Source organism: Streptomyces sp. AC627_RSS907, from assembly GCF_019049165.1.
The window spans coordinates 1-6,442 of the sequence record NZ_JAGMUE010000148.1; the positions used below are offsets into that span (position 1 = coordinate 1).

Consider the following 6,442-nt stretch of genomic DNA (forward strand, 5'->3'; position numbering starts at 1 on the left):
TCAACGCCACACCCACCGCCCACAACACCGGCTGCACGACCTCCACCCGCGCCAGCCAGCCATCCCCACCCCGCACAACCTCCTCGACCGAGAACCCGACGAACGGCCGCAACGCCTCGTCACACTCCCGCAACCGCCCCGCGAAAACCGGCGAGTCCAACAACCCGACCGCCATGTTCAGCCACTGACCACCCTGCCCCGGATACACGAACACCAGGTCGGCCCCGGTCACCGAGCCCGACACGGGTGCCATCCCGGCCGCGGTGGCGTCCAGGCCGTCGAGGTCCCAGGCCACCGCCCGTTCGGTCAGCGCGGCCCGGGTCGCGAGCGTCGCGCCCATGTCGATCAGCGAGGCGCCGTCGGCGGCGAAGTCCCGAAGGGCCGCCGCCTGGGCCCGTACCGCCCCCGTGTCGGCACCGGAGAGCAGCAGCGGCACCGGCCGTCCCGGTTCCGGTGTCGCCGTCTCCGTGTCCGTGGCCGTTGCCTCGGAGGCTTCGGAGGCTTCGGGGGCCTGTTCGAGGATGACGTGGGCGTTGGTGCCGCTGACGCCGAACGCGGAGACGCCGGCCCGGCGGGGGCGCGCGGTGTCCGGCCAGGGGCGGGCCTCGGTGAGGAGTTCGACGCCGCCCAGTTCCCAGTCGACGTGCGGAGAGGGTTCGTCGACGTGCAGGGTTTTGGGCAGGACGCCGTGCCGAAGGGCCATCACCGTCTTCATGAGCCCGGCCATGCCGGCGGCGGCCTGGGTGTGGCCGAGGTTGGACTTGACCGAGCCGAGCCAGAGCGGTTCGCCGGTACGGTCGGCGCCGTAGGTGGCGAGCAGGGCGTTGGCCTCGATCGGGTCACCGAGGGTGGTGCCGGTGCCGTGGGCCTCCACGGCGTCGATGTCGGCGGGTTCGAGCCGGGCGTCGGCCAGGGCCTGGCGGATGACCGCCTGCTGGGAGGGGCCGCTGGGGGCGGTCAGGCCGTTGGAGGCGCCGTCCTGGTTGACCGCGCTGCCCCGCACCACCGCCAGCACCCGGTGCCCGAGGCGCCGGGCGTCGGAGAGCCGCTCCACCAGCAGCACGCCCACGCCCTCCGACCAGCCGGTGCCGTCGGCGGCGGCGGCGAAGGACTTGCAGCGGCCGTCGGCGGCCAGCCCGCCCTTGCGGCTGAACTCGACGAACGGTCCGGGCGTCGACATGACGGTGACGCCGCCCACCAGGGCGAGGTCGCACTCGCCCCGGCGCAGCGCCTGCGCGGCGAGGTGCAGGGCGACCAGCGACGACGAGCACCCGGTGTCGACGGTCATCGCGGGACCTTCGAGGCCGAACGTGTACGAGACCCGCCCGGACAGGACGCTGGCCGCGTTGCCGGTGCCGAGGTGGCCTTCCAGTTCGCTGGGGAAGACGCCCATGGACCACAGGTAGTCGGAGCCGTTGGTGCCGGCGAACATGCCGGTGCGGGTGGAACGCAGGCCGAGCGGGTCGAGGCCGGCGCGTTCGAGGGCCTCCCAGGCGCACTCCAGCAGCAGCCGCTGCTGCGGGTCCATGGCGACGGCCTCACGCGGGGTGATCCCGAACAGCCGCGCGTCGAAGCCGGCCACGTCGTCGAGGAAGCCGCCTTCGCTGGTGTACGTGGTGCCGCGTACGGCCGAGTCGGTGTTGACCAGGTCGCCGAGGTACCAGCCGCGGTCAGTGGGGAACGGTGACATGGCGTCGACGCCGTCGAGGACGAGCCGCCACAGGTCTTCCGGGGAGGCGACGCCGCCGGGGAAGCGGCAGCTCATCGCGGTGATCGCGAGGGGTTCGTCCGGTTCGGTCGCCGAGCGCGCGGGGGCTGTCACGGGTGTGGCGGCGGGGGCGGTCGTGCCGTCGAGGCGGGTGAGGAGGTGGGTGGCGAGCGCGGCGGCGTTGGGGTGGTCGAAGACGACGGTGGCGGCGAGGGGGAGTCCGGTCTCGGCGCGGAGCCGGTTGCGCAGGTCGACGGCGGTGAGCGAGTCGAAGCCGAGGTCGCGGAAGGGTCGGCGGGGGGTGATGTCGTCGCCGGAGGTGTGGCCGAGCACGGCGGCGGCGCCCGCGCGGACGAACTCCAGGACGACGCGTCCCCGTTCGGCGGCCGGCAGTCCGGCGAGGCGGGTGGCGAGCCCGGCACCGTCTCCGGCGGGCTCGGAGGCCCGCGCCAGGGCGTCCCGTACGGCGGGGATGTCGTCGATCAGCGGGCGGGGGCGCTCGGCGGTGAACAGTTCGGTGAAGCGCGGCCAGTCGACGTCGGCGACGCAGACCGTCGTGTCGTCCTGGGCGACGGCGCGGCTCATCGCCTCGATGGCGAGGTCCGGCGCCATGGCCACGATGCCGCGCCGGCGCAGCGCGGCGCCGACCTCGGCCGAGGCCATGCCGGTCCCGGCCCAGGAGCCCCAGGCGATGGCGGTCATCGTGCCGCCGCGGGCCCGTCGGCGCTCCGCGAGGGCGTCCAGGGCGGCGTTGGCGGCGGCGTAGGCGGCGTGTGCCTGGCTGCCCCAGACCCCGGACATGGAGGAGAAGGTGACGAACGCGTCCACGTCGTCGCCGATCAGCTCGTCCAGGTGCACCGCGCCGGCGACCTTCCCGGCGAGCAGGCGCTCCAGCAGTGGTACGTCGGTCTGGTCGAACGGCACGTTCGCGCCCGTTCCGGCGGCGTGTACGACGGCGTCGACGCGGCCGACGTCGGCGAGCAGTGCCTCGACGGCGGTGCGCTCGGCCAGGTCGCACGCGGCGATCCGTACCTCGACGCCGTTCGCGGCGAGTTCGTCACGGAGTTGTGCGGCGCCGGGGGCCTCGATGCCGCGCCGACTGGTCAGTACGAGGCGGTCGGCGCCGCTCGCGGCGGCCCAGCGGGCGATGCGGGAGCCGAGGGCGCCGGTGCCGCCGGTGACGAGGACGGTGCCGTTCGGCCGCCAGCCCTCGCCGGCCTTCCGGGACGACGCCGAGACCGGGGCCGGGGTGACGCGTCGGGCCCACAGGCGGCCACCGGCGCGCAGGGCCACCTGGTCCTCGGCGCCCAGCGCCCCGGCGAGCACGGCGCCGAGAAGGTCCGTGTCCGCCCCGCCCTCCCGTGTCTCCGGCAGGTCGATCAGACCGCCCCACCGGCTGGGGTGTTCCAGCCCGGCGATCCGGCCCAGGCCCCAGACCTCCGCCTGGGCGAGGCTGCGGGGCGCCCCGTCGACACCGGCCGCGCCCTGGGTGAGGACGCGGACGGGCGCGTCGATCCCGGCGTCGCCGAGCGCCTGGATCAGCGTCAGCGAACCGGCGAGGGCGCGGGAGACGAGGGGGTGGCCGGGCATCGGCCGCTCGTCGAGGGCGAGCAGGGACACCACCCCGGCGTACGGGCCGTCGGCCAGGGCGGTGGCCATCGCCGTCCGGTCGGCGGCGGCGTCGATGACCACGACGTCCGGGTCGGGGAGGCAACCGGCCAGATCGGGGGTGTCGACGCCCTCGGGCCGTACGAGCAGCCAGCGGCCCTCGGGTCGTGCCGGTGCGGCGGGCCGGGGCAGCGGCGTCCAGCCGGCTTTGTACCGCCAGCCGTCGATCGTGGCCGCCCGTTCGCGCCGGGTCCGCCAGGAGGCGAGGCCGTCGAGGACGGGTTCGACGACGTCGGGGGTGAGGCCGAGTTCGCCGGCGAGGGAGTCGGCGCCGGCCGCCACGGCGGTCCAGAATGCGGGGTCCGCGCCTTGGTCGCGGCGCTGTTCTTCTGGCGTGAGCCAGTGGCGGCGGCGCTGGAAGGGGTAGGTCGGGAGGTCGGGGAGGCGGGTGGTTCCGGTGAACCAGGGGGACCAGTCGACGGGGGCGCCGTGGGCCCAGGCCTGGCCCAGGGCGCGGATCTGTCCGGCCGGGCCGTCCTCGCCGCGGCGGAGCGTGCCGAAGATCCCGGCCTCGGGGGCGCACTGTTCCAGGGCGACGGTGAGCACCGGATGGCCGGACACCTCGGCGAACAGTTGGAACCCGGCGTCGGCGAGGCCTTGGACGACCGGTGCGAACCGTACCCGTTGCCGCAGGTTGGACCACCAGTAGCCGCCGTCGACGGGCTCGGTGACGCGCTCTGCGGTGACCGTGGAGTACCAGGGGATGCGCGGGGCGGTGCCCCGGAGGCCGGCGAGGCCGGCGAGGACGGCGTCCCGTACGCCGTCGACCCACGGCGAGTGGGAGGCGTAGCGGACCTCGACCAGCCTGGCCCGTACGCCCCGCTCCTCGCACCACGGCAGGAACGCCTCCAGGCGGTGGCGTTCGCCGGCCAGGACGACCTGTCCCGGGGCGTTGTCGGCGGCGATGACGAGGTCGTCCCAGGAGGGTGTGCCGGCGTCCCCGGCCGGGGCGAGCCAGCGTTCCGCGTCGGCGGCGGAGGCGTTGACCGAGAGCATGCCGCCGCTGTCACCGAGGCCGGCCAGGACCCGGGCGCGTACCCCGACCACCCGTGCTCCGTCCGCGACGGACAGCGCGCCGGCCACCACGGCCGCGACGACCTCGCCCTGGGAGTGTCCGACCACGGCGGCCGGTACCACCCCGTGCGCCTCCCACCAGGCGGTGAGCGCCACGCCCACCGCCCACAGCACGGGCTGCACGATCTCGACCCGGGTCAGCCAGTCGTCCGTGCCCCGCAGGATGTCCTCCACCGAGAAGTCGAGGTACGGACGCAGTGCCGCGTCGCACTCCCGGAGGCGGTCGGCGAACGCGGGCGAGTCCAGCAGTCCGGCGGCCATGTTGAGCCACTGTCCGCCCTGCCCCGGGTAGACGAACACCACGTCGGAGGAGTCGAGGGCGGTGGTCGACACCAGCCCGGACGCGACCGCGTCCAGGCTCTCCGGGTCCCAGGCCACCGCCCGTGCGGGCAGCGCGGCCCGCCCGGCCAGTGTCGCGCCCACCTCACGCAGCGACACGTCCCCGGCCGCGAACTCCCGTACGGTCGCTGCCTGGGCCTTCAGCGCGGCCGGTCCGGCGCCGGAGAGCAGCAGCGGGACGGGACCGGTGTCGGCGGGCCGTCCGGCTCCGGCGGGCTTCCCGGCGGGATCGCCCTGTTCGAGGATCACGTGGGCGTTGGTGCCGCTCATGCCGAACGAGGAGACGGCCGCCCGGCGCGGCCGGTCCACCGCGGGCCAGGGCCGGGCCTCGGTGAGCAGTTCGACCGCTCCGGAGGCCCAGTCGACCTTGGGGGTCGGCTCGTCGACGTGCAGGGTGCGGGGCAGCAGGCCGTGCCGCATGGCGAGGACCATCTTGATGATGCCGCCGACGCCCGCGGCGGCCTGCGTGTGGCCGATGTTCGACTTCAGCGAACCCAGCCACAGGGGTTCTCCGGTGCGGTCCTGGCCGTAGGTGGCCAGCAGGGCCTGCGCCTCGATGGGGTCGCCGAGGGTGGTGCCGGTGCCGTGCGCCTCGACCGCGTCGACGTCGGCCGGTGTCAGCCCGGCGTTGGCGAGGGCCGCCCGGATGACGCGGCGCTGGGCGGGGCCGTTGGGGGCGGTCAGGCCGTTGGAGGCGCCGTCCTGGTTCACGGCCGTACCGCGCACCACCGCCAGCACCGGGCGTTTGGCGGCCCGCGCCGAGGAGAGCCGTTCGACCAGCAGGACGCCCGCGCCCTCGCCCCAGCCGGTGCCGTCCGCGGCCGCCGCGAACGACTTGCACCGTCCGTCGGAGGCCAGACCGCGCTGCCGGGAGAACTCCAGGAAGGTCCCCGGCGTCGACATCACCAGCACTCCGGCGACCAGCGCCTGGTCGCACTCGCCGCCGCGCAGCGCCTGCGCGGCGAGGTGCAGGGCGACCAGCGACGAGGAGCAGGCGGTGTCGACGGTGGCGGCCGGGCCCTCCAGTCCGAAGGTGTACGCCAGCCGGCCGGACAGGACGCTGGAGGCGTTCCCGGTGCCCAGGTGGCCTTCCAGCTCTCCGGGGTGGTCACCGAGCAGGCCCAGGTAGTCCTGGTCGTTGCTGCCGGTGAAGACGCCGGTGCGGGCGCCGCGCTGCCCCAGCGGGTCCATGCCGGCGCGTTCGAACGCCTCCCAGGCGCACTCCAGCAGCAGCCGCTGCTGCGGGTCCATCGCGCGGGCCTCGCGCGGGCTGATCCCGAACAGGGAGGCGTCGAAGTCACCGGCGTCGTACAGGAATCCGCCCGCCCTCGTCACCGAGGTGCCGGACTCGTCGGGGTCGTCGCTGAACAGCGTGGTGAGGTCCCAGCCCCGGTCGGCCGGGAAGTCACCGACCGCGTCCCTGCCGTCGGCGACCAGCCGCCACAGGTCGGCGGGACCGCGCACCCCACCGGGGTAGCGGCAGGCCATGCCGACGATCGCGATCGGTTCACTGGCGCGTGCGTCGGCCTCCTGTTGTCTGCGGCGCAGCCGGTCGGTCTCCTTCAACGCGCTGCGCAGGGCCTCGACGAGCTTCTCGTCCGGCTGGGTCATGGTCACTCCGCTCGTCGGGCCGGGGGTGGGGGTGGGCCGGGG

Annotated in this window: 1 protein-coding gene; it reads right to left on the reverse strand. The window is 75.2% G+C overall.

Annotation, left to right across the window (positions count from 1 at the left end; genetic code table 11):
• Positions 1 to 6,400: type I polyketide synthase (locus KUM32_RS28590; protein ID WP_217144866.1), on the reverse strand; the 6,400-nt coding region annotated here is incomplete at its 3' end.
• Positions 6,401 to 6,442 lie beyond the last annotated feature (42 nt).